We start from the raw sequence: 22,492 nt of genomic DNA, 5'->3' as shown, positions 1-22,492 counted from the left end.
CTCCCTCAACGAGTGACAGTCGTTATTGGTCGGGGGTGGGACTCCGACGCTGGTTGCGCGGCATCGTCTCCCCTTGGGAGAAGACTCGCTCTCCGGGGCGCTATCATCACCCAAAAATTCATCTCATCACCTCCCTTGCGGGTAGGTGAGAGGCTTCTTTTCGTCTAAGCTAAGTTCAGGGGGAGTGGGGAGATGAAGGAAGAAAGAATACCAATGCCCAATACTTCTCTACGAGACGCTACGCGAACGACTTCTCTACGAGACGCTACGCGAACGCTACTTCTCTACGAGAGGCTGCGCCAACGACGCCGCTCAGTACAAGTCAGTACAAGTGTCCAATGCCCCATTAATTAAATTCTTATGAACGTAAAATGTCAAGTCCTTGGTGATTGGCAGTAAACTGGATGTTTGCCCCAAGACAAACATCCATCCTTGGATGTGATCAGACCTTTTGGCATCCCATTCCCTTAAGAGACATCAAGCCATAAACGCGAACAATTATTGCGTCTTGTGTGTACTCGGAGTATAAAATACCAGAAAACTAGAGACGAAGCATGAAAGTCACCCAGGAAAAACTTCCCGCCAGCCAAATTGGCCTGGAAATAGAGATTACACCGGAAATTACCAAGCAAACTTACGAAAAGGTAATTAAAAACTTAGCGAGTACTGCCAATATTCCTGGGTTTCGTAAAGGCAAGGTGCCTCGACCGATATTACTACAAAGGTTGGGTACAACTCGAATCAAGGCAGCAGCGCTGGAAGAACTAATTCAAGATGGCATTGAGCAAGCAGTCAAACAAGAAGCAATTACAGCAATCGGTCAGCCGCAATTGCGCTCCTCGTTTGAGGATTTGATTAAGAATTATGAACCTGGAAAACCTCTGACGATTTCGGCTGCTGTGGATGTAGAACCAGAAGTGAATCTAGTGCAGTACACTGATTTGCAAGCGAAAGCTGAAGAAGTCAATTACGATCCAGAGCGAGTGGAGAACACGCTAGAGCAGGAACGTACACAATTAGCGACATTGATTCCTGTGGAAGGACGTGCAGCCCAAATCGGCGATATCGCCGTAGTCGATTTTAAAGGTGTATTCTCCAAAATTGAGGGCGAAGAGGAAACAGCCGAACCAGAACCGATTCCGGGAGCCGAAGCAACTGATTTTCAAGTTGAGTTGCAGGAAGATAAGTTTATTCCAGGGTTTATTTTAGGAATAGTCGGGATGAATCCGGAAGAAACCAAAGAAATTGCGGCGCAGTTCCCAGATCCGTATGCTAATGAAGATTTAGCTGGAAAAGGGGCAACTTTCACAGTAACACTCAAAGAACTGAAGGAAAAGGAGCTACCAGAGGTAAATGACGATTTCGCGCAAGAAATCAGCGATTTTGAAACTTTAGAGGAGTTACGCGCTTCTTTGGTAGAGCGATATCAAAAAGAGGCGGACGACAAAACAAAAACAAATAAACAGGAAGCTTTGTTAACGGAACTGCTCAACCACGTAGAAGTTGACTTACCAGCAACATTGATTGACCAAGAAGTGGATGCGATGTTAACGCAAACAGCAATGCGCCTGTCTCAGCAGGGATTGGATGTGAGGAATTTGTTTACTCAAGATATTATTGCTCAGTTGCGGGAGCGATCGCGGACTGAGGCAATTGAACGCATCAAACGCTCCTTATCCTTACAGGAAATCGGGAAACGCGAATCTATCCAGGTAACACCACAAGAAATCGCAGCCAGAGTCACAGAGCTTTTGCAGCAATACCCGGAGGAAAAAGAGGTTGATGAAGATAGACTGCGCTCTATCGTGGAAAACGAACTATCAACCGAAAAAATCATTGATTGGCTCTTAGAACACTCCTCAGTTGAACTTGTACCCGAAGGCTCGTTGAGTGCCACAGAGGAAACGGAAGCCGTAGAATCAGATGTTGATGCTGATGCACCTCAGACTGAGCCACAAAACAGCGAAGCTTCCACAGAAGTCACAGAAGGATAATCAAAAATCCCACAGCCATGAGTTCACCAGTTCTGAGTTAAAGTACTGGTGAAATGGGTAAGGTAAAGGAGATGAGGGAGCAGGAGGAGATGAAAGACCACTGCCTCTTGACTTCTGAGAATTCTGGGATGAAGCCAGAATAATTAAAGAATTGATGAATTTTTTGCAAATAGTCACACCTGTTATTACCTGGGCTTGATACTGTGTTAGACGAGAAGAAATTATATGAGGCATAATGGTTAATACGTAGCTTACAAAAATCTCATTCGTCGAAAAGGCAGCATAATGCTGCTGAAACATTTGTCCTAAATTATCGTCAAAGAAAGCTTGTATGCTTCTATCGCAGTCGGGAAATTACCCCATCAGCAACTTAAGTCGAATCAAGATTAACTCCCAGTTAAGCAGCCCTAGCAACATCGTGCCGATGGTGATAGAACAATCTGGCATGGGAGAAAGAGCTTTCGACATCTACTCCCGCCTGCTGCGAGAGCGGATTATCTTTTTGGGAACACCAATAGACGATGCCGTAGCCAACTCAATTGTGGCTCAGTTGTTATTCCTAGATGCCGAAGACTCAGAAAAGGACATCCAACTGTATGTTAATTCTCCTGGCGGCTCGGTCTACGCAGGGATGGCAATCTATGATACAATACAGCAAATTCGCCCTGATGTTGTTACCATCTGTTTTGGATTAGCCGCGAGCATGGGGGCATTTTTGTTGACAGCAGGGGCTGCCGGTAAGCGAATGTCTCTGCCCGACTCCCGGATTATGATTCACCAACCACTTGGTGGCGCTCAAGGTCAAGCCATTGACATTGAAATTCAAGCCAGAGAAATTCTTTACATTAAGGCTAAGTTGAATCAGTTAATGGCTCATCATACTGGTCAACCCTTAGAAAGAATTCAAGCAGATACTGAGCGCGACTTTTTTATGTCGGCAGATGAAGCGAAGAATTACGGTTTGATTGATCAGGTCATTTCCAGGCAAAATCTTCCCACAGCAGGGGAAAACGTCACCATTCTGAAATAAGAGGCTGGTATGTCTAAGTACGACTCCCATTTAAAGTGTTCATTTTGTGGCAAGTCTCAAGAGCAGGTGCGTAAATTAATCGCAGGTCCGGGAGTCTACATCTGCGATGAATGCGTTGACTTGTGTAATGAAATACTAGACGAGGAGTTACTCGATACCAATGGTGCGGTAGCACAACCAGCACCAAGAGTAGAAGCACCTGAAAAACGGCGTACTCACTCTTCTAGTATTTCGTTTAATCAAATACCCAAGCCCAGAGAGATCAAAAAGTATTTAGACGAACACGTTATTGGTCAAGACGAAGCCAAGAAAGTGCTGTCAGTAGCTGTTTACAATCACTACAAGCGGCTAGCGGTAATTCAGTCTAAAGCTAGTGGCAAACCTGGGGCGGATGATGCAATAGAACTGCAAAAGTCCAACATTTTGTTAATTGGCCCGACTGGTTGCGGCAAAACTCTCTTAGCGCAAACCCTAGCAAAAATCTTGGATGTACCTTTTGCCGTAGCCGATGCCACGACGCTGACGGAAGCAGGGTATGTGGGAGAAGATGTAGAAAATATCTTGCTGCGACTGTTGCAGGTGGCAGATTTGGATATAGAGGAGGCACAACGGGGAATTATTTATATTGACGAAATTGATAAAATTGCGCGTAAGAGCGAGAACACCTCAATTACCCGCGATGTTTCTGGCGAAGGTGTGCAGCAAGCTTTGCTGAAAATGTTGGAGGGAACGATCGCCAATGTACCACCCCAAGGAGGGCGCAAACATCCTTATCAAGACTGCATCCAGATTGATACAAGTAATATCTTGTTCGTCTGTGGTGGTGCCTTCGTTGGCTTAGAAAAGATTGTAGATCAGAGAGTTGGCAAAAAAGCAATCGGTTTTGTGCAACCGGGAGAAGGACAATCTAAGGAGAAACGAGCCGCAGACACTCTTCACAGTCTAGAACCGGATGATTTAGTAAAATTTGGCATGATTCCAGAATTTATTGGGCGCGTGCCAATGGTAGCAGTAGTAGATCCGCTAGATGAAGAAACGCTGATGGCGATTCTCACCCAACCACGCAGCGCCTTAGTGAAGCAGTACCAAAAGCTGCTGAAGATGGATAATGTCCAGTTAGATTTTAAACCAGATGCTTTGCGAGCGATCGCTCAAGAAGCCTACCGCCGTAAAACTGGTGCTAGAGCATTACGTGGTATTGTCGAAGAACTGATGCTGGATGTAATGTATGAGTTACCATCCCGTAAGGATGTGACACGCTGTACAGTAACACGGGAAATGGTCGAGAAGCGATCGACTGCCGAACTAATAATACATCCATCTTCACTACCGAAACCCGAATCAGCGTAATAGTCATTGGTTATTTGTCAAAAACTGAAGGACTAATAACCATGTACCAAGGAAAAATAACTAATGACAACTGACAAAGGGCAAAGTCTGATTGGAGGAAACCTCCGCTCAGAACTTTGTAAGAGAGGACAAATGATAAATGCCTTATATTAATGTTCGTGGCGTTGAGCATTACTACGAATGGGTGAAAAAACCATCTGCTTCTTTGGTAAAACCAGTGATGGTTTTTATGCACGGTTGGGCTGGTTCGGCTAGATATTGGCAAAATATCGCTGATGCTTTATCAGAGCAATTTGATTGTTTACTCTACGATTTGCGAGGATTTGGCCGTTCTCGTGGAAAGCCAACCATAGCTAAAGCAACTGAAGCTGTTGCCGAGTCGGAGTCTCTTCGGGAAGAATCAGAGGCAATCAGAGAGTTAACCTATGAATTAGAGGAATACGCTGATGATTTGGCAGCTTTGTTAGATAGGTTGCATATTCAGCGCGTGTATATCCATGCTCACTCAATGGGCGCTTCTGTTGCCACTTTATTTTTTAACCGCTATCCCGAACGAGTAGAACGAGGAATTTTAACCTGTAGCGGCGTTTTTGAGTATGACGAAAAATCCTTTAGCGCCTTTCATAAATTCGGTGGCTATGTAGTAAAATTCCGTCCCAAGTGGTTAAGCAAAATTCCATTTGTTGACCGAATGTTTATGTCACGATTTTTGCATAGTTCCATACCACATTCTGAGCGTCAAGCTTTTTTGCAAGATTTTCTCGAAGCCGATTACGATGCGGCTTTAGGGACAATTTTTACTTCAGTCAGTAAGGCTCAAGCTGAGTTTATGCCGCAAGAGTTTGCCAAGTTGACAGTGCCGACTCTACTTGTGGCGGGGGAGTATGACAAGATTATTCCAGCAGAGATGGGGCGTCAAGCAGCAGCACTGAGTAACAAAGTGGAATTTACGATGATTCCGGGTACAGCGCATTTCCCAATGTTGGAAGATGCACCAACTTATCTGCAAAGGGTACAAGAGTTTTTGGAAATTTCTATCCCAGAACCACAGGTGTATTAAATAATTCGTAATTCGTAATGACGCTCGATGACTCGCTAACGCTTCGCTAACGTAATTCGTAATTAAAGACATTTTCAGACGGGGATTTAAACCCCGACTGAAACTGATCGGAGGCGGAGTGGCTCCGACTCCGCGCTACCTTGTTATTAGGAAATAATCGAGCGCTCGCCTGGTAAATAAAAGCTCTAGAATTCACAAATGTCAAATGTTTTCGGAGAGTTACAGAAGAGGGGTATAAAATCTAGATTCCAGTTTTTCACATTGCATCAAAAAATAATCTGTCAAAAATGCCCGAAACTTATTCTGGGTAAGGATTATGAGCAGTGCGATCGCAAGACTTGTGAGAAATGCAGGTGAAGTCCTCCTATAAAAGGTCAGGTGGTCTTAAATTTGTAAAGTTAGTAGCACCGTAGTGATTGTCAATCATCTTGGCGGATGTTCCCGTCCATCGCCCGATCGCTGTACTGTTAATATGTGATTCCACACACAAACTGATAAAGGTATGTCGTGTCTGGTAGCTTTTGCGATAAGGAATGCAGCATTTGGCTAACATAGACTTCCATGCACGATTAGAAAAGTTGTGATGGTCGATAAATTTTCCTTTTGGACTGGTAAAAATTAATGCTTCAGCATTAGGTTCTGTAGGCCTAATCTCATCCAAAATCGCTTTTAGTTCTGAATTAATTGGGAAATCTCGCTTTCTTTGTGTTTTCAGTCCCTCTTTTAACACTAAGCCGTCTTCAGACACAACAACTGATTCCCGGAACTGAACCACATTATTAGTGATGTGTTTCCATTTCAAACCGATTGCCTCAGATGGTCTACATCCTGTAAAGAAAAGGAAGCGGACATAGTGAGTGTAGTGGCTGTAATGGCGATCGCTAGCAAAAGTACGAATAATTAAATCTCTTTCTTCTTTACTGAAAGGATTAACATCTTGTTCTTCAATAGCACCTTTGGGTGTTTTGATTTTCATCGCAGCAAAAGGGTTCGTATCGATTAACCCCTCTTCCATTGCCCAATTACAACAAGCTTTGAACTGAATTAGACAACGTTTAGCAGCATCTGGAGTTAAATTGGCTAAAAGATAATCTCGAATAGCAGATGCTTCATCTAGCGATCGCGTTGGTAACTTAGCAATGTGATTCCGATGCTTGGCAAAATCTTTGACGTACGTACTAGGACTAATTTGCGGTTTCTTGAACTCGCTATACCTATCCCAAAGTTCATTTAAATTGGGTTTAGGCTTCTTGATGGGTGTAACGGGTGTAATCGTACTTAAAGCAGATTGAGGTTGGTACTTCTCTAGAGTTAAGTCTAATCGCTCGCAGAGTATATCTTTCTCAATCTCAGAGGCCTTAAGTTCAGCCAATTTACGGTTATTTGGGGTATCTGCTAAACCAGTAGAGATGTAATAACGCTTGCCCCTATATCTGAACCGTAACTGCAATCGATCATTAGAGTTCAGGATAGAGACAGAACCTTTAGATGCCCGCCCTGTAGGAGTTTTGGAGAACATAGCTTTATAAGGTGTAATTACTCCTCTAATCTATCTCTTTTACACCCATTTTACACCCATTTTTTGTCTAAAGGTATCCAAAAATGTCCAAAATTTATCTCGAATTTAGTACTCTAGCTATCTATTAGTTAGCAGTTAATAAACTGAAAATCTTTGAAATTACTGAGTTTCAAGGGTTTTTATTAAGTGCCAGGAACCGGACTTGAACCGGTGACACGAGGATTTTCAGTCCTCTGCTCTACCAACTGAGCTATCCCGGCTGGGGCTTTTGTGAGCCACGATTACTAAATGTAGCAAACATCAGAGAATATAGCAATACCTTGGAGAAAAATATTTATGCGACCTTCAACCTCAACTTGAACCAGATGAAAACGGCTACAAATATCAGAAACTGCACAAGAACAATACTTGGGCCAGAAGCAAAGTTGAAAATACCTGACACAATGATGCCAGCAATGCTGCTGATGGAACCAACTATCACCGACATGACTAGAAAGCGGCTAAAGTGGTGACTCATCAGTTTGGCGGTGGAGGCGGGAATAACCAAAAAGGCGTTCACCAGTAAAACGCCAACAGCTTTAATTGCGACAGCAACGGCGAGTGAAAGTAAGACCACAAACACATAGCGGTACAATTGGACGGGAACGCCTTGAACCTGAGCAACATCCGGGTTAAGGGTCAATAAAATTTGCTGCTGCAGGGTTGATAGTAAAAATATGCTACCTCCCACAAGTACTAACAGCGTCAAAATCAAATCTGTGGTATCGATCGCTAGAATATCCCCGAACAGCACCGCCATCAAGTTGCCACGATATCCTTTAATCAGGCTCGTGAGAATCACACCGATCGCTAATGCCCCAGATAGCACTATGCTAAGTACGCTATCGCTAGCTAAGTCGGTTTTGTCAATAAAGTAGAGGACAATAACCCCAAAAACCAAGGTAAAAGGTAACAGCATCCAAGTCGGATTTATTTGTAGCAGCACACCTAACGCCACACCTACTAATGCTGCATGACCAACCGCATGGCTGAAAAAGGATAACTGGCGCAAGGTGACAAAACTACCCAACATACCGCCAAGTATTCCCATTAACACAGCACCTACGATCGCACGCTGCATAAAAGGGAATTGTAACAAGCTTACCAAGTCATTGCTATTGGCGATCGCAAGCCTTGCTATCTGACAATCATTGCAGAAATTTATAATTACTGGCATCTTTCATTCTTCAATTACGAATTACGAATTATTTTAATGTTGGTGCTGGTAGCGACTGAAACCTGGGCCATAGGTTGCTAATAGGTTTTGTGGTGAAAGAGCAATTTCCGGCTTACCAGTACAAACAATGCTTTGATTCAGGCAAAGCACGCGATCGCAATGGCGATTTACCATATCAATATCATGAGAAACTTGCAATACCGTCCAACTCTCCTCCCGCTTTAATTCATTTAGCAAAGCGTAAAAATCTGCTGTACCTTGCACATCAACACCAGCGAAGGCTTCATCTAGTACCAACAGTTTCCGAGGCATTACCAAACAATAAGCCAATAAAACCCGCTTGAGTTGACCACCGCTAAGAGTACCAATAGCTTGATGCTGTAAATGATAAGCATCAGTTCGCCGTAAAGCTTTTGTGACTGCTACCGATTTTTCCCGGTCTTGTCTCCACAGCTGAGAGAAAAATGAATCCTTTCTTTTCCCTTCATTAGTCCATCCCAGTCCCACCAATTCGCTAACAGAAATGGGAAAGCTGCGGTCAAAGATGAAGTTTTGCGGCATATACCCCAACACGTGACGTAAACGCCCCAGTTTTACAATTGGACGACCCAATATTTCAATCGTACCAGCACTTCGGGGTATCAAATCTAAAACCGCTTTTACCAAAGTACTTTTACCAGCGCCATTGGGTCCAACGATGGCTGTATCTGTTCCTGGCAACAATTCAAAGGAAACGTCTTTAACAGCTAGATAGCTGCCTTGATAGACAGTTAATCCTTCTACTTTCAAAATATTATTAGTCATTGGTCATTGGTTATTGGTTATTGGTAATTAGTCATTTGCAAAGGACAAAGGACAACTGACAAATGACAAACCTATTTACACGCTGTTTGCAGAGTTTGCAAGTTAGCTTTCATCGCCTGAAAATAATGTTGCGGATCTGTTGCGCCAGTTTCCAGAGAATCCAGAGGGCGCAAAGTTAACTTCAAGTCTTTGGAGAGGCTGACCAGCAGTTTATTATCTACTCCTGGTTCACTAAATAAAGCTTTAACTTTGTACTTTTTCACTGCATTGACTGCATTTTGCACATCGGTTGGTGAAAGTTGATCTTCGGGAATTTGCACCACAGCAACTTGCTTGAGGTTATAACGTTTAGCTAAATATGGAAACGCATCATGAAAGGTAATAAAGGTACAACTAGGAGTTTTCTGCAAAGTCTGCTGAAATTGGCTGTTTAAAGTTTCTAATTCTTGAATATAAGCCGCAGCATTGGCCTCATAATTAGCTTTGTTCACTGGATCAGCAGCAATTAATCCATTCCGAATATTAGTTACCTGCTGTTTCGCCAAAATTGGATCTAACCAAATGTGCGGATTACCTTGAGCGTGTTCGTGGTCTTTTTCCTCTTGCGTCATTTTTACAACAGGTGAAATTTCATTTAAGGGTTTAATACCTTTACTAGTATCAATTTCAGTTAATTTGGAATTTTGGGCATTTTTGACAGTATTTTCCAGAAATACCTCCAACCCTAAACCATTTTTTACTAACACATTTGCAGTAGCGATCGCTTTGACATTTTCTGGTGTCGCTTGATATTCATGTACCTCCGTACCGGGCGGCACTAGAATTTCAACATCTGCCACATTTCCAGCCACTGCCTTAGTAAACAAATATATCGGTAAAAATGTCGTCACTACTTTAGTTTTTCCCGACTGCAACCGTGGGGTAGATGCAGTTTCCTGTGCTTGCGGCGACTGTTCGGAAGTTGTTCCCTGATTCCGATTCGATTGACTACAGCCAGTAGCCATTGACAACATTAGCAAAGCAACTATGGGCAAGATGCCGCTTCTTTGTCTGCCTGTTCTAAGTCCTCTGTAATTCACAATCACAGTGTTTTCTCCTCAAATCTGTCACAATTCCTATTCTGCATTTTATACTATAATAATTCTCATTCTCATTTTAGACAGATAATATCATTCTGAGCTTCTTGTGTAATGAGTAACAAGAAAACTTTTTCAGACGGTACAGCCCTCTGAAATTTAGTTTTCCCTGAATAATTAGGATTTATTGACTTTTTTTGTGAAAAAGTTTCCTAACTTCTGATAAAATTACTGACAAATATTTTTAGAAAGCCCACGTTTAAAAAAACGTGGTTTGGGTGTGAATTGGAGATCGGTGTGAGGAGAAAAATGCAAAAATTCTGTAAATATCTGCTATTTAGTCCAGCAGTCTGCGGTGTAATGCTATTTGTGAATACTGCTGCATTTGCAGGTGAAACATCCAGCACGTCTGAAATCAATCAACCGCAAGTTCTGGCTAATCCAGACACAAGAGCTACGAACATAGCGCCAGATCAGACAATGGCGCAAGTTACCTCCGTGTCTCAATTTTCCGACGTACAACCAACCGACTGGGCATTCCAAGCATTGCAATCCTTAGTTGAGCGCTACGGCTGTATTGCAGGATACCCAAATAGCACTTATCGGGGTAATCGGGCATTGACACGATATGAGTTTGCTGCTGGTTTGAATGCTTGTCTTAACCGCGTTAACGAACTAATTGCTACAGCCACTGGCGATTTAGTTAAAAAAGAAGATTTAGCCACATTACAAAAGCTACGAGAAGACTTTTCAGCTGAACTGGCGACACTGCGAGGTCGTGTGGACTCAGTAGAAACACACACTGCTGAATTGGAAGCACATCAGTTTTCGACCACAACCAAGCTGAATGGGGAAGTGGTAATGGCGATCGCGGGTGTCATCAGTGGAAATACAGTTAATGGTCAAAAAGTAAACCAAAATGTTGTCCTTGCAGACCGGGTGCGTCTGAACCTCGATACCAGTTTTACTGGTCAAGATTTACTCAGAACACGACTTCAGGCAACAAATCTAGATCCCTTCTCTCAGACTGCTACCTTTACACCAGAAGGTGACTTCCGATTTGCTGGTGGTAACAACAGTAATGCAGTTGTGATAGACGCGCTGTTGTATCAGTTCCCTCTCGGTAAGAAAACAAACGTTACCCTGGAAGCAAATGCAGGTGCAATTGATGATTTCACCAACACAGTCAACCCGTACTTAGATGGGGACGGTGGTACTGGTGCCCTTTCCAATTTTGGGACTCGTAACCCAATTTATTATCTAGCCAATGGTACTGGTATAGGAATCAAACAGCAGTTCAGTGATCATCTGGAACTAAGCTTGGGGTATTTAGCGAATGATGCTGCTAGCCCTCAGCCTGGCTCTGGACTATTCAACGGTGCTTATGGTGCTATAGCGCAGTTAACTGTTAAGCCTAGCAACCAAATTACCCTTGGTTTGACCTACCTTAACGCCTACAAAAATACTTTTTTTGCCAATGGCAGTGGTGGTAGCAATAATGCTAATAACATATTGCAGAATGCTTCTAGTAACTCCTACGGTATAGAAGCATCATTCCAACCTAGCTCAAAATTCGTGATTGGCGGTTGGGCTGGCTTGACCAGCGCTCGCGTCCTTTCAGTTACTCCTGGTGATGCTGACATCTGGAACTATGCCGTCACACTGGCTTTCCCAGATTTTGGTAAAAAAGGCAACGTTGCAGGAATTATTGTGGGTATGGAACCTAAAGTTACCAGTGTCAGCAATTCTCTCAGTAATGCAGGTATCAACAAAGATCCAGACACTTCATATCACATTGAAGGTTTCTATCAATATAATCTAAGTGACAATATCAGCATTACTCCAGGAGTTATCTGGCTAACATCGCCAGATCATAACAATCAAAACGACGATATCGTAATTGGTACAGTGAGAACCACATTCACTTTCTAATTTTCCCAATTTTATTTAAAGATGCAAATTTATTATTTGTGTCTTCGCCTTTTTGGATGATTTCAAAAAGAAAAACCCAGCATTTTTTGCTGGGTTTTATATCTTAAAACGAGAATGATATTGTTAGTTTGTGAGTCGGTTTAAATAGATGATTTTAAACTAACTTTGATTTGCGTTTCACAAATGAACCAGCACTCATAACACCGAACGCTAACAAGCCCAATGTTGCAGTAGGTTCAGGGACATTAGCTAATCTGTAGGCATGGTTATCACTTTCAAATGCAACACCGCTAGAATTTAGAACTACCTTGTCAAAAGTCTGTCCCGGATCTGCGAAGAAATTAACGAAAACATTGTCCTGAGGACTAGTCTGATTACCGCCGTCATTAGTAGTTCCAGGAACACTGAGGCCAGTAAAGGTATTCAACAGAGTACCGCCGTTATAAAATGCGATCGAATTCAAATTTGATGAAATAGACTTGTCAATTGAACCCCAGTACAAGCCAAAGTAATCAAGTGCTTTAGCAAAATTAATCGTCACAGGACCAGTGTTGCCTACAACGCTGGAGGTTGTGGGAGAAATAGTTAAATATTTGCTTCCATCACCAGCCGGTGCAGCATATTGATTACTTAAGCTTCCTTGAACTACCGTGGGAGTACCAGAAGCAGAAGAGTATGTAGCAAATCCACTGGTCGGTGCTGCGCCACTTTCAAAATCAACTGTAGTGGCTCCAGCAACAGTAGAGGATATCCCGCTTCCTGTAGTCAGGCTAACAGCACTAGCTGGATTAGCACTTATCAAAAGAACTGCTGTTCCAACTAAAGCTAATGATAGTTTTTGCAGAGTAGACATTGATTTATTTCCTTAAACATTTGATACCCATACTTTGGCATATCATCCTTCTGCTTGTGTAGTAAGTAGCAATCATTTTTACCAAAAATATTTATTGATGCCATGAATCTGAAGATGCCAAAAAGCTCTTTAGAATAATAGAAATAAACACAATTATGTCAGATAGCATCTCTATGTATATACTTAGATTAATATGAAGATTGTATAATTAATTGATCTGGTATCTGGAACAATGTAAACTGTATAGCGACTCACTCTAATTCCGACTCGACATCATCCCATTTTAACCAACCAGCACCTTGGCGGTTTCCATTAGCAGCTTTCAATTTATCAAAGGCTTTCCGAGCAATTTCTATATCTTCTAAAGTTTCCAACTATTCGATAAGTGCTTGCCAATCTTCAACACTGAGGACAGCAACTTGCTTTCTTTTAAGTTGATAAATTGAACTGATTGTAAGGCTTCTATTCCAGTCATAAGGGCTACCTGTTAAATAATGAATGCACTTCTCAATCAGCGACATAGCGCCAACCTTCAGGCTCGTATTCTCGCTTAATTTTCAGCATCCAGTGACCTTGGGGAATAGAAATAGCTTTATGCTCCTGATAAGCTAGCAATGCCGACTCTGAAAACACACGTAAATAGAGTGTGCTATCTTGTTCGTATAATTCCGCCTTGCCCTCAGTAATACGATGTTTATGACTGTAACTTCGCCTTCTGCCAAAGTTAAATGAGGTATTTTTTGTCCTTCAACCTGCTACACAGGTAGTAAAATTACATCACCTTGACGAATTGCTTGCATAATTTTGCCTCAAGCGGATAGGTAGAAACCCCACTTCGCTTTTACTCTTAAGTTTGGTTTAATTTGGGCACAAGCTCTATGAGAGTGGGGCATTGGGCACTTGTACTGACTTGTACTGAGCGGCGTCGTTGGCGCAGCCTCTCGTAAAGAAGTAGCGTTCGCGTAGCATCTCGTAGAGAAGCCGTTGGCGCAGCCTCTCGTAGAGAAGTATTGGGCATTGGACATTGGTTATTTCTCCCTCATCTCCCCGATTCCCCATTCCCATTCGGCTACGCTCACGGCAAGCCCATTTCCCATTCGGCTACGCTCACGGCAAGCCCAATTCCCATTCGGCTACGCTCACGGCAAGCCCACTCCCCATTCCCCAATTAAAGGATATTTTGAAAACTTTACTCGCCAATTATGCGTTAGATAAGTTAAAGATTGAAATAGCTGGAATATTCACACCCAGCGTTCCCCTACCCTATCCTTTAGGAAGGACTGCACCCGAAGTTAAGCGGATTTTCGCCCTAACGGGCAGTTTATGTGAGGATTAAATCACCGCCCTAAGCGTGACCTTTTATCTTGACAATTTGCAAAAATTACCTCAATTTGACTGTTTAGCTTAGTAGCTATTCTTTTTTTGAAATTTCCATGTCAACCCTCGTCATCGTCGAATCTCCAACCAAAGCTCGTACCATTCGCAACTACTTGCCATCAGGCTATCGGGTGGAGGCATCTATGGGTCATGTGCGTGACCTACCCCAGTCGGCTAGTGAAATTCCTGCTGCCGTCAAGGGGGAAACATGGGCGCAGCTAGGGGTAAATGTGGACGCCGACTTTGAACCGGTATATGTTGTCCCGAAAGACAAAAAGAAAATTGTCACTCAGCTCAAAGAAGCCCTCAAAGATGTAGATGAACTGATTCTGGCAACGGACGAAGACCGGGAAGGTGAAAGCATTAGTTGGCATTTATACCAATTGCTGAAGCCAAAAGTTCCGACTAAGCGGATGGTGTTTCACGAAATTACCCAAGACGCGATCAAAAAAGCGTTGAGCAACTGCCGCAATATCGATGAGCAGTTGGTTCGCGCCCAAGAAACGCGGCGGATTTTAGATCGATTGGTAGGTTATACTCTGTCTCCCCTGCTATGGAAAAAAATCGCCTGGGGATTATCTGCTGGGCGAGTGCAATCTGTAGCTGTGCGACTTTTAGTTACTAGGGAACGCCAACGCCGCGCTTTTCATGAGGGTACGTACTGGGATTTGAAAGCCAGCTTGTCAAAGGAAAAAACCCCTTTTGGTGCCCAGTTGGTAACACTGGCAGGAGCGAAAATCGCTAACGGCAGCGATTTTGACGCAGCGACTGGACAAATTACCGCCGGTCGCAATGTCTTATTGCTCAACGAAGACCAAGCGGTAGCCCTCAAGGAACGCCTGACTGGGAAAACCTGGAGTGTTAACGAGATCGAGGAACGCCCAGTGACGCGCAAACCCTCGCCACCGTTCACTACCTCGACGTTGCAACAAGAATCTAACCGGAAACTGCGGCTTTCAGCCCGTGACACGATGCGGGTTGCTCAGAATTTGTATGAGCAGGGGTATATTACCTATATGCGGACAGATTCGGTGCATTTGTCAGATCAGGCGATCGCAGCTGCTCGTAGTTGTGTAGAAAAGCTCTACGGTAAACAATACCTCAGTCCCCAACCTCGGCAATACACTACCAAATCCAAAGGCGCACAAGAGGCGCACGAAGCAATTCGTCCAGCAGGTAGCAGCTTTCGCACCCCCCAAGAAACTGCTTTGGGCGGTCGGGAACTTGCGGTTTACGATTTGATTTGGAAGCGGACTGTTGCCTGTCAAATGGCTGATTCCCGCCAAACTCAAATTAGCGTGCAATTGCAAGTCGAGGACGCGGGATTTCGTTCTTCTGGCAAACGGATTGAATTTCCCGGATACTTACGTGCCTACGTTGAAGGCTCAGACGATCCGGAAGCAGCACTAGAAGACCAGGAAGTAATTTTGCCGAATCTGAAAGTGGGAGATCATCCAAATTGTACAGAACTGGAAGCAGTTGGTCACGAAACCCAACCGCCAGCTAGGTACACCGAAGCTACTTTAGTGAAAACCTTAGAAAGTGAAGGTATTGGTCGTCCCAGTACCTACGCCAGCATCATTGGCACAATCATCGACAAAGGTTATGCCCAATTGGTGACTAACGCTCTCATTCCCACCTTCACTGCTTTCGCCGTCACCGAGTTGCTGGAAAAACATTTTCCAGATATTGTTGATCCCAGTTTTACCTCGAAGATGGAGCAAACCCTTGATGACATTGCTACAGGTGAAGTGAAATGGCTACCCTATTTGCGGGAATTCTATCTGGGAGAGAAAGGACTGGAAACCCTAGTTAGAGAACAGGAAAGTCAAATTGATGCCACCAAAGCTAGAACTGTAGTACTGGAGAATCTAGAGGCCAAAGTCCGCATTGGTAAATATGGCCCCTACATCGAAGTCGAAAATGGTGACGGAGTTATTACCGCCTCAATTCCCAAAGACCTGACACCAGCTGACCTCGACCCCAAACAGGTAGAAGTGTTGCTGCGACAAAAAACCACAGGTCCAGATCAGGTAGGTCGGCATCCCGAAACTGGCGAACCGATTTATGTGAAAATTGGTGCTTATGGTCCCTATGTCCAATTGGGTGACAAAACCGACGAAAACCCTAAACCGAAACAAGCCTCCCTACTCAAAGGTGTCACCCCGGAAACCGTTACCCTAGAAATGGCTGTTGGTCTGTTAGCACTACCCCGGACATTGGGAGTTCATCCAGTAACTGGCGGCAAAATTCAAGCAAGTTTGGGGCGCTTTGGCCCTTATGTGGTTCATGACCAGGGTAAGGAGGGGAAAGACTACCGCTCCCTAAAAGTTGCTGATAATGTATTGACAATTCCCCTAGAACGTGCATTGGAATTGTTATCCGAACCAAAAAAGGGACGCAGTTCCACCAACAGCAAGTCTAAGGCAGCCTTACGCGAATTGGGTCCACATCCAGAGGACGGGGAAACAATCAACATCTACGATGGACCCTATGGCCCTTACATTAAGCATGGCAAAACTAATGTGAGTATCCCTGAAGGTGAATCGGTAGAAGATATAACGCTGGCTGCGGCGCTGAACTTGTTGGCAAGTAAAGCATCGACTGGGAAATCGACTCGCAAAACGAGTAAATCAACGAGTTCTAAATCTAAGTCAACTGCTAAGTCATCAACGACTGCTGCGAAAAAAAAGGCCACAGAAGGTTAATTGCAAATCAAACAATTTTGGACTTTCCTGCGGAACGCTACGCGTAGCTTGCTTCTCCGTTGGCGGAGCGTCTCGTAGAGAAGGAGTACGGCTACGGTTCCATCGCGCGACTTGTGCTGAGCGCAGTCGAAGTAAGTCGAGATGCTCAGTCGAACGATTTTGGATTTGTTTCACTTACAAGAGGTGTTAGGGACTTCCAAATAAAAAGATATCCAACAGTAGTAATTTATTTCTTGGAAATCCCTTAGCATAGCTTGACGTTAGTCGGGCATGAACGAAAAATCAAAAAATCTAAAAGACGCTCGATGGCGATCGCGTAGCGTCTCCTAGAGAGGCGTTAGCGACGTAAGAGCCTCTGACTTGCTCTCCGTTGGGGCTATCGGCTTTTCTTCAATCTGAAATTGGCACTCAAGAGTCCGACTTTGGACTCTTGACCCTTGATCTCCATCCTTGATAGGATGAAGTTGGGTAGGTTGCAAGTGTGATACTCTAAAAAGTAAGGGAGAACACAACGCCAAGTTCTAGAGGTGGGTTATGTCCGAAATACGGAGATTGTGTTTCAGCCCGGTTAGAAGCCACAGGTGCGAAAATATGCCATTTTCTGCGTACCTGTTAATCAAAAATTGAGGTAATATCTCAGGAGCGCTCAGTTCATGGACTATATAGAAAAGGTGCTGGAAAAGCTTAAGGAATTAGCTCGTAGGCTAATTGAGAGCCTGTTAGGACCAGAGGGTGAACGGGAACCGGAACTGATTCCGATTCCTGTGAACGATCGCTCGCGCCGTCGCCACTAGCCCGAAAGTGGTGAACTCGACGTTGCAACCCTTAAGCATTCTCGCACTGCATGGGCCAAACTTAAATTTGCTAGGACAGCGAGAACCAGGAATTTATGGTTCGTTGACATTAGCTGAAATTAACCGCCTGTTAGAAGAAGAAGGATTCAAGTTACAGGCGAAAGTTTTTTCTGTGCAGTCAAATCATGAAGGAGTTTTGGTAGATAATATTCATGGTGCATTAGGACAATATCAGGGAATTTTGATTAATGCGGGGGCATATACCCATACAAGTGTGGCATTGCGGGATGCGATCGCTGCTGTTAATTTGCCTACAGTAGAAGTGCATCTGAGTAATATTTACCGCCGGGAAGATTTTCGGCATCATTCATACATCGCCCCAGTAGCGATCGGGCAAATAAGCGGTTTTGGCGGACAAAGTTACTTGTTGGGCTTACAAGCGTTAGTGAATCATTTAAGAAGCAGTTAGGAGTTAGGAATTAGGAGTTAGGAATTGGTAGTAAAGTTAGGAATTAGCAATCTTTAATTAACTCCTCACTTTTAACTATATAATTCATGCGTTACTCTCCTATAAGTCGCTTTAAAGGTACTTTACTCGGAGCATTCCTGGGAGGAAGTTTAGCTTCTGGTGGTGAAATAGAGTTTCCGAGTTACCTAAATTTGGGTAGAATGGCGGTTATAGGTATCCAAAGTTTGATTGCGTTGGGTAGATTAGATTTAGATGATTGGATAGGGCGTCAGCAACGAGAATCTCTTCATTTAGCAGCAACTGATGACATATCGATAAAAATAATTATTGCCACACTACCAGTAGCACTTTTTTTTCATGAAAATCCAATTAAGCTCCGACAAAACTTGCTGGATGTACTCAAAATCTGGGAAGATGACCCAGTAGTACGGGATGGAACACTCGCGGTAGGATATGCGATCGCTCAAGCCTTAACTGAAAAACTTGACTCCCTAACACTCATCCCGCAAATAATTTCTTTTATCGGAGAAACACCGACATCAATCCCAAAAAATTTATTAATAGTCCAGAGTTTATTAGAAGAAGGGGCGGGATTGTCAAGGGCGGAAGCTGAGTTTGCTAGGGAAGAAAAACTCAGTAAGATTATTCCTATGGCATTTTACTGCTTTTTGAGTACTTTGGAAGACTTTCGCCTTGCAGTTTTGCGGGCTACTCACAATGGAAATTCTCAAGTGCAAGATGCTACGCCTCTAAGCTCACAGGCTAGAGGTGTAATTACTGGTGCTTTATCAGGCGCATATAATGGTACAAGTGGAATTCCCGTAAATTGGCAAGTCTTGCACTTGCAGAAGAATTATCCAGCATGGGGATTAACTAGCTTTTCCCAAATGTTAAAATTAATCGATGCATTTGTGGCGGTGTGGTCAGGAGTGTATGATATTACCTTAAATCCAAGGGAGTTAACAGAGGAAGGATGTGAGGTGGACTTGCTTTGTGTTTACGCAGCTGCTCGCGTTATTCGGTTGCGTTAACAATAGTGATCAATTCTTAATTACGAATTACGAATTACGAATTACGAATTCTTAATTAGCCGCCGCAGATCAAACTTCCCTGATGATTGTCTTTTTTGGAGCTATCAAAGTCGGCAATTGCAGGCAGAGATAATAAAAATGCAGCAATTTTTGCAGTTCTTTACCCAGCAATTGACTCACTGGCGGCGACAGTACAAAGCACTACGCCGTAAGGGAAAGTTAATCAGAAGTCCCAAATGCAAAAGCCATAGAAGCGAACTTCTAAGGACTATGTTCAAGAATGTACTTCTATTTTTATCAAAAACCAATGACAAAAGCTCCGGTGTAGCCTGCCGTCGGCATCGCCGAAAACAAGAAAGAGCGCTTAAATCAAAAGCAAAATCGGTCAAAACTAAGAGTAGTATTTATGTAGTCGGTTTAGATTGGGCACATAAACAGCGTTACTCGGTAATTTTGGCGATCGCTATCGTGTCTCTGACAGGCGTTATTGGGTATAAATTATACAACCAGACTCAACTCCAAGTAGGACATCCCGCGCCCCAGACAATTACAGCGCCTTACACAGCTAGCATCGAAGATCAGAAAAAAACCGCAGCCGAGCGCCAAGCCGTCAGTAATAGCTCTTTACAAATGTTGATGATTGATGCGGCAACAAACGAACAAATCAACGAAAATTTGCAACAACTTCTGGATGATGGTAACAAAATTCGCGCCGTTGCTGGAGCTTTTCCTTTTTTTGATCCTGTAGTTTTGTCCATCTCTACCCAGCGTTACCTCCGCTCTTGTGTTGACTCGGAATGGCAAGCACTGCTAGTAGCTATAGAAAATACTAAAAATCAGCAGAAGAAAGGAACAGAACAAACCGCCGCTTCATCCGGTTCATCATCTATAGCTGCACCCAATCAGCAACGCCAGCCACGCACAACACCACAAAAATCTGATTTCCAGAGTTCGCAGGTAAAGCCACAGAAGACAGAGCCAGTTGATTTTTCTCAAAACAGTGACTTTATTCAAGCAGTAGCAGAACTAGAATCTTACCGTGTCACAACTTCTGAGAAAAACTTATCCTTACTAATTGCCCAAGTTTCTCAAGTACGCCCAAGATACATGCAAGCCACTGCCAAACTTTTACAGTTAGAGACTGTTAGCTCAAAAGCAATATACGAGGAATCCCTGCTTTTGGATTTGTTAGATGAGGAGTGGGAAAAAACAAAAATGGGAATCCATCAGACTTCAGAGCTGATTCTCACCCAAGGCATCCCACAGGGACTGCCAAAAAATATCTTACAAGATGCGGTGAGTTTACAATTGCAGACCTTTGTACCAGAATCTTCTGAAACTTTGGCAAAAAACCTGTTGTTAACTGTACTTAAACCGAATCTGCAAAAAGATGAAGAACAAACGAGACAAAACGCTCAAAAGGCTGCTGCTGGAGTGACACCCGTAATGGTGAAGGTTCGGTATGGTGAGGTGATTATCAAAAAAGGAGAGCAGATTAGTGCGTGGAACTTTGAGGTGCTGGAGTATTATCACCTGATTCGCCGTCAGGTAAAATGGCAGGAGTTAGTGAAGTTAGGAAGCTTTATTGCGATCGCCATTGGGATTTTTGTCTGGGTAGAACGACATATCAATTACGAATTGCGACAACGCGATCGCCTATTAGTATTATTGCTGACTCTGAGTGTGCCAGCAGTGATCACGATGGGATTGCCTTATACCACCTGGAGCGCCCTTGGTTTATTGTTGGGAAGCTTCTACGGACCGACTTTGGGGTTGACAGTTGTCGGACTGCTGTCAGCGATATTAGCAATTAGCTTGGAGATGAGCAAGGCGGCGCTTTTAGCTGGTGCAGGCGGAGCAATATTAGGTAGTTACATTGCACAGAGATTGCGATCGCGTGAAGAATTAGCATTATTGGGTATTGCGATCGCTTTAACTCAGGGCGGCATTTATCTGGTTGTTAAAATCTTAATTGGTCAAGCATTTAGTCAGGGCTGGTATATCGTCCTCCGAGAAGCCGCGTTATTTGCTTTATCCGGTTTAGGCTGGAGTGTTGTCGCCTTGGGCTTGAGTCCTTATCTAGAAAAACTTTTTGATTTAGTCACTCCAATCCGCCTCGCAGAGTTGGCAAACCCTAACCGCCCTTTATTAAAACGACTCGCTACTGAAACTCCCGGAACTTTTCAACATACGCTGTTTGTGGCTACCCTTGCCGAAGCTGCTGCTAAAGAACTGGGATGCAATGTTGAGCTAGTTAGGGCTGGGACATTATATCATGATATTGGCAAAATGCACGACCCCCTTGGCTTTATTGAAAATCAAATGGGGAGGCCGAATAAACATGATACAGAGATTAAAGACCCTTGGAAGAGTGCAGAAATTATCAAAAGGCACGTAACGGAAGGGGTAGTGATGGCACGTAAACACCTTTTACCGACGGCGATTCAAGCTTTTATTCCAGAGCACCAGGGAACAATGCTGATTGCCTATTTCCATCACCAAGCCCAGCAAATGGCTCAGTCAGATCCAAGTTTAACAGTAGACGACGCAGACTTTCGTTACGATGGACCAATTCCCCAATCACGGGAAACCGGAATTGTGATGTTAGCAGATTCTTGTGAAGCGGCGCTGCGATCGCTCGAAGCATCGGCTAAACCTTTGGAAAAGAAGCAATCGCTTAAAGATGTCTCGACTGAACAAGCTTTAGCAATGCTGAATAATATCTTGCGTGCCAAATGGCAAGACAATCAACTCGTAGATTCAGGATTAACACGAGAAGAAATGTCACAAATTGCTCAGATATTTGTGGATGTTTGGCAGCAATTTCATCACAAACGCATTGCTTATCCGAAGTTGAAGGCTAGTAGTGCTGTGCGTAATTTGTAATGCGATCGCTAAAAACCAAACCTAAAGATTTAGCCCAAAATAGGCATTTTATCCTGATTCACATACTTTAGGAGTTAAACAAAAATGGCTACTTTAACTATTCGTTTACCAGACGAAAAACACAACAGATGGCTAGAATGTAGCAAGAAAATTGTAGGTTGGGTGGAGGCTTTGCCAAAGCCAACATCCTGATAATCAGTTGGGTTGCGCTCCGCTCCACCCAACCTACGTCTAATGCACTATTTTAGCCTAGAGGGTCTACTACGTCCATTTCAAAAATCAAATACTAGTTCTATATTAATTTAGCGATCGCTTTCATCTGTCCAACTCTTCTCTACGAGAGGCTGCGCCAAGGAGACGGTGCGCGTAGCTTGGTTGGACGCAGGAGTATGC

20 protein-coding genes and 1 tRNA gene are annotated in these 22,492 nt (G+C 43.6%); 12 read left to right on the top strand and 9 right to left on the bottom strand.

The annotated features are described in order from the left end of the window. Positions 1-213: 213 nt before the first annotated feature. The 5 genes from ACYTXL_RS04760 (at position 214) to ACYTXL_RS04740 (ending at position 5,434) form a co-directional block, all read left to right on the top strand. Positions 214-354: a hypothetical protein gene (locus tag ACYTXL_RS04760; RefSeq protein WP_461923706.1), complete on the top strand. Its 141-nt coding sequence runs from the start codon at positions 214-216 to the stop codon at positions 352-354. A 200-nt stretch (positions 355-554) separates the two neighbouring features. After that, complete coding sequence (gene tig, locus ACYTXL_RS04755; protein ID WP_461922195.1) at positions 555-1,994, top strand: trigger factor; 1,440 nt, start codon at positions 555-557, stop codon at positions 1,992-1,994. Positions 1,995-2,325: 331 nt separating this feature from the next. Continuing rightward, entirely contained in the window at positions 2,326-3,024 is a 699-nt protein-coding gene (gene clpP, locus ACYTXL_RS04750) for an ATP-dependent Clp endopeptidase proteolytic subunit ClpP (protein WP_461922196.1), read from the top strand. A 9-nt stretch (positions 3,025-3,033) separates the two neighbouring features. Then, the gene (gene clpX / locus ACYTXL_RS04745) at positions 3,034-4,374 is read left to right on the top strand and encodes an ATP-dependent protease ATP-binding subunit ClpX (RefSeq protein ID WP_461922197.1); all 1,341 of its coding nucleotides are present in this window, start codon (positions 3,034-3,036) and stop codon (positions 4,372-4,374) included. Positions 4,375-4,513: 139 nt separating this feature from the next. Next, positions 4,514-5,434 (top strand): alpha/beta fold hydrolase, encoded by a 921-nt coding sequence (locus ACYTXL_RS04740; RefSeq protein WP_461922198.1) that lies wholly within the window; start codon positions 4,514-4,516, stop codon positions 5,432-5,434. Positions 5,435-5,798: 364 nt separating this feature from the next. Here ACYTXL_RS04740 and ACYTXL_RS04735 read toward each other — a convergent pair whose 3' ends face one another. The 5 genes from ACYTXL_RS04735 to ACYTXL_RS04715 all read right to left on the bottom strand — a co-directional run bounded on the left by ACYTXL_RS04735 (position 5,799) and on the right by ACYTXL_RS04715 (position 9,986). Then, positions 5,799-6,953: an Arm DNA-binding domain-containing protein gene (locus ACYTXL_RS04735; protein WP_461923705.1), complete on the bottom strand. Its 1,155-nt coding sequence runs from the start codon at positions 6,951-6,953 to the stop codon at positions 5,799-5,801. A gap of 187 nt (positions 6,954-7,140) precedes the next feature. Then, a tRNA-Phe gene (locus tag ACYTXL_RS04730) sits at positions 7,141-7,213 on the bottom strand. 74 nt (positions 7,214-7,287) lie between these two features. After that, complete coding sequence (locus ACYTXL_RS04725) at positions 7,288-8,169, bottom strand: metal ABC transporter permease (RefSeq protein ID WP_461923704.1); 882 nt, start codon at positions 8,167-8,169, stop codon at positions 7,288-7,290. Between the two features lie 33 nt (positions 8,170-8,202). Next, positions 8,203-8,973, bottom strand: a complete 771-nt coding sequence (locus ACYTXL_RS04720; protein WP_461923703.1) for a metal ABC transporter ATP-binding protein — start codon at positions 8,971-8,973, stop codon at positions 8,203-8,205. Between the two features lie 71 nt (positions 8,974-9,044). Continuing rightward, the gene (locus tag ACYTXL_RS04715) at positions 9,045-9,986 is read right to left on the bottom strand and encodes a metal ABC transporter solute-binding protein, Zn/Mn family (RefSeq protein ID WP_461923712.1); all 942 of its coding nucleotides are present in this window, start codon (positions 9,984-9,986) and stop codon (positions 9,045-9,047) included. A 372-nt stretch (positions 9,987-10,358) separates the two neighbouring features. Between ACYTXL_RS04715 and ACYTXL_RS04710 the strand changes: the two genes are divergently transcribed. Next, positions 10,359-11,981, top strand: coding sequence for an iron uptake porin (locus ACYTXL_RS04710; protein ID WP_461923702.1), 1,623 nt, complete (start codon positions 10,359-10,361; stop codon positions 11,979-11,981). 154 nt (positions 11,982-12,135) lie between these two features. Here the strand turns inward: ACYTXL_RS04710 and ACYTXL_RS04705 are convergent, their stop codons facing one another. The 4 genes from ACYTXL_RS04705 to ACYTXL_RS04690 form a co-directional block, all read right to left on the bottom strand. After that, a complete protein-coding gene (locus ACYTXL_RS04705) occupies positions 12,136-12,834 on the bottom strand; it encodes an Npun_F0296 family exosortase-dependent surface protein (RefSeq protein ID WP_461923701.1) in 699 nt (232 codons plus the stop codon). 251 nt (positions 12,835-13,085) lie between these two features. Next, positions 13,086-13,208, bottom strand: a complete 123-nt coding sequence (locus tag ACYTXL_RS04700) for a hypothetical protein (RefSeq protein ID WP_461923700.1) — start codon at positions 13,206-13,208, stop codon at positions 13,086-13,088. Positions 13,209-13,341: 133 nt separating this feature from the next. Continuing rightward, entirely contained in the window at positions 13,342-13,467 is a 126-nt protein-coding gene (locus ACYTXL_RS04695) for a hypothetical protein (RefSeq protein WP_461923699.1), read from the bottom strand. Positions 13,468-13,681: 214 nt separating this feature from the next. Next, the gene (locus ACYTXL_RS04690; protein WP_461923698.1) at positions 13,682-13,852 is read right to left on the bottom strand and encodes a hypothetical protein; all 171 of its coding nucleotides are present in this window, start codon (positions 13,850-13,852) and stop codon (positions 13,682-13,684) included. A 6-nt stretch (positions 13,853-13,858) separates the two neighbouring features. Between ACYTXL_RS04690 and ACYTXL_RS04685 the strand changes: the two genes are divergently transcribed. From ACYTXL_RS04685 to ACYTXL_RS04660, 6 genes are all read left to right on the top strand, one after another. Then, positions 13,859-14,170: a hypothetical protein gene (locus tag ACYTXL_RS04685; RefSeq protein ID WP_461923697.1), complete on the top strand. Its 312-nt coding sequence runs from the start codon at positions 13,859-13,861 to the stop codon at positions 14,168-14,170. A 97-nt stretch (positions 14,171-14,267) separates the two neighbouring features. Beyond that, positions 14,268-16,919 (top strand): type I DNA topoisomerase, encoded by a 2,652-nt coding sequence (gene topA / locus ACYTXL_RS04680; protein WP_461923696.1) that lies wholly within the window; start codon positions 14,268-14,270, stop codon positions 16,917-16,919. Between the two features lie 653 nt (positions 16,920-17,572). Further along, on the top strand, positions 17,573-17,713 hold the full coding sequence (locus ACYTXL_RS04675) for a hypothetical protein (protein ID WP_292797121.1): 141 nt from the start codon (positions 17,573-17,575) through the stop codon (positions 17,711-17,713). Positions 17,714-17,720: 7 nt separating this feature from the next. Beyond that, positions 17,721-18,182: a type II 3-dehydroquinate dehydratase gene (aroQ, locus tag ACYTXL_RS04670; RefSeq protein WP_461923695.1), complete on the top strand. Its 462-nt coding sequence runs from the start codon at positions 17,721-17,723 to the stop codon at positions 18,180-18,182. 86 nt (positions 18,183-18,268) lie between these two features. Next, a complete protein-coding gene (locus ACYTXL_RS04665; protein ID WP_461923694.1) occupies positions 18,269-19,213 on the top strand; it encodes an ADP-ribosylglycohydrolase family protein in 945 nt (314 codons plus the stop codon). Positions 19,214-19,345: 132 nt separating this feature from the next. Continuing rightward, complete coding sequence (locus ACYTXL_RS04660) at positions 19,346-22,099, top strand: HD family phosphohydrolase (RefSeq protein WP_461923711.1); 2,754 nt, start codon at positions 19,346-19,348, stop codon at positions 22,097-22,099. Positions 22,100-22,492: the final 393 nt, after the last annotated feature.

The organism is Nostoc sp. (assembly GCF_054880495.1).
Note: the sequence above shows the minus strand (reverse complement) of the source record. Positions and strands in the feature narration are given on the sequence as shown.

Coding starts and splice junctions, on each gene's coding strand:
- ACYTXL_RS04760 (WP_461923706.1), top strand. CDS start 214: ATGCCCAATACTTCTCTACGAGACGCTACGCGAACGACTTCTCTACGA.
- tig (WP_461922195.1), top strand. CDS start 555: ATGAAAGTCACCCAGGAAAAACTTCCCGCCAGCCAAATTGGCCTGGAA.
- clpP (WP_461922196.1), top strand. CDS start 2,326: ATGCTTCTATCGCAGTCGGGAAATTACCCCATCAGCAACTTAAGTCGA.
- clpX (WP_461922197.1), top strand. CDS start 3,034: ATGTCTAAGTACGACTCCCATTTAAAGTGTTCATTTTGTGGCAAGTCT.
- ACYTXL_RS04740 (WP_461922198.1), top strand. CDS start 4,514: ATGCCTTATATTAATGTTCGTGGCGTTGAGCATTACTACGAATGGGTG.
- ACYTXL_RS04735 (WP_461923705.1), bottom strand. CDS start 6,953: ATGTTCTCCAAAACTCCTACAGGGCGGGCATCTAAAGGTTCTGTCTCT.
- ACYTXL_RS04725 (WP_461923704.1), bottom strand. CDS start 8,169: ATGCCAGTAATTATAAATTTCTGCAATGATTGTCAGATAGCAAGGCTT.
- ACYTXL_RS04720 (WP_461923703.1), bottom strand. CDS start 8,973: ATGACTAATAATATTTTGAAAGTAGAAGGATTAACTGTCTATCAAGGC.
- ACYTXL_RS04715 (WP_461923712.1), bottom strand. CDS start 9,986: ATGTTGTCAATGGCTACTGGCTGTAGTCAATCGAATCGGAATCAGGGA.
- ACYTXL_RS04710 (WP_461923702.1), top strand. CDS start 10,359: ATGCAAAAATTCTGTAAATATCTGCTATTTAGTCCAGCAGTCTGCGGT.
- ACYTXL_RS04705 (WP_461923701.1), bottom strand. CDS start 12,834: ATGTCTACTCTGCAAAAACTATCATTAGCTTTAGTTGGAACAGCAGTT.
- ACYTXL_RS04690 (WP_461923698.1), bottom strand. CDS start 13,852: ATGCCCAATACTTCTCTACGAGAGGCTGCGCCAACGGCTTCTCTACGA.
- topA (WP_461923696.1), top strand. CDS start 14,268: ATGTCAACCCTCGTCATCGTCGAATCTCCAACCAAAGCTCGTACCATT.
- ACYTXL_RS04675 (WP_292797121.1), top strand. CDS start 17,573: ATGGACTATATAGAAAAGGTGCTGGAAAAGCTTAAGGAATTAGCTCGT.
- ACYTXL_RS04665 (WP_461923694.1), top strand. CDS start 18,269: ATGCGTTACTCTCCTATAAGTCGCTTTAAAGGTACTTTACTCGGAGCA.